The sequence below is a fragment of the Niastella populi genome (assembly GCF_002078015.1).
In the GTDB taxonomy this organism is placed as follows: Bacteria; Bacteroidota; Bacteroidia; order Chitinophagales; family Chitinophagaceae; genus Niastella; species Niastella populi.
On record NZ_LWBP01000105.1, the window covers coordinates 1 to 1,210 of the forward strand.

Here is a 1,210-nt window from a genome sequence, read left to right on the forward strand (position 1 = left end):
CATTATAAGTATTGCCATTCCAGGTATATGGTAATTGATTGGCACAAACAGTAGCAGTCTCGGTTCCTGTAACGACGGGAATTACGTTCAGTGTTAATGTTACCACAGAATCGCAGCCGTTAACGGTCTTCAATATTGCCGTTGATGTTCCTGCTCCTGTTAAGGTCTGTCCGTTCCAGGTATATGGTAGCTGTGTCTCGCAGATCGTGATCTGCTCGTTCGTGGCCACATTAGGATAGACATAAACAATTCCAGATTGTATTTCTCCCTCACAACCATCTGCCGAGCGTTCCTGTACAGTGATGACGAATTGACCAACCGTATTCCAGGTAATAGTTATTTCATTGGTAGTAGTGGGTTGTGTAACGCCATCGATTTTCCATGTGTAAGTTGAGGGAACGCCTAGGTCATTTACAGAATATTTTTTAGTGGTTCCGATACATACATGATCTGGCATAGCCATTTGAGCAGATGTCTCTTTGACACTGATCAAGAACAAAGCCAATACAATAATATGTAGTAACCGTTTATGCATTCTGATCTTTCGCGCACGCCTTATAAGCGGCCTGCCTGGTTGTCTTTTATTTTATGTTGTCCGTAACAAAGCGCTACATGCACACTGCTTCTCCTGGAAGGCAGTGTGCATGGTTAGCGGCTTTGGGTGCTTTTAAATTGGTTTCATTTCTTTATTGCTTTTCATTTTTAATTATGGGTGATTGGCGTTGTTACAGGTTTCGGATTAATGGTCACCGTTGTTGTGCAGGTGGAAACGTTGCCGCATGCATCCGTGACTCTCCATGTAATTGTTGAAACGCCTACATTAAAGACTCCGCTTGCATCCGTGCCGGTTCCGCTTCTTGTGGTTGCTCCTGTGATCTCGTAGGCAATACCCAATTCTCTGCTACAGTCATATGTTACAACAAGTGCAGGGATAGTATAAACGTTGTCAGATACTACGCAGAAGGTTTGTAAAGGAGGACAAGCTAATGTCACTGGCGGTGCCGGTGTTACGGTATAGATGGCACTTACTGTAGTGGTATCGCACTTGTCGGTGATGGTCCAGGTAATGGTTACACTGCCGCCAGCACACAAATTGACGCTTTGGTTGGTATAATCATTGGTTACCTGTGGTGCACAACCGCCGGTTGCTGCCATGGCCGTTGTCTGCTGTGTTACCCATGCTGCGAGTGCTGCGTTCAGGGAAGCCTGA

General features: G+C 45.4%; 2 protein-coding genes. Both read right to left on the bottom strand.

All coding sequences use genetic code 11. The features are described 5' to 3' along the window. Positions 1 to 457, bottom strand: a 457-nt coding sequence (locus A4R26_RS10780; protein WP_133054624.1) for a hypothetical protein, incomplete at its 3' end; no start/stop codon positions are given. A 245-nt stretch (positions 458 to 702) separates the two neighbouring features. Further along, positions 703 to 1,210, bottom strand: a 508-nt coding sequence (locus A4R26_RS10785) for an HYR domain-containing protein (protein ID WP_133054625.1), incomplete at its 5' end; no start/stop codon positions are given.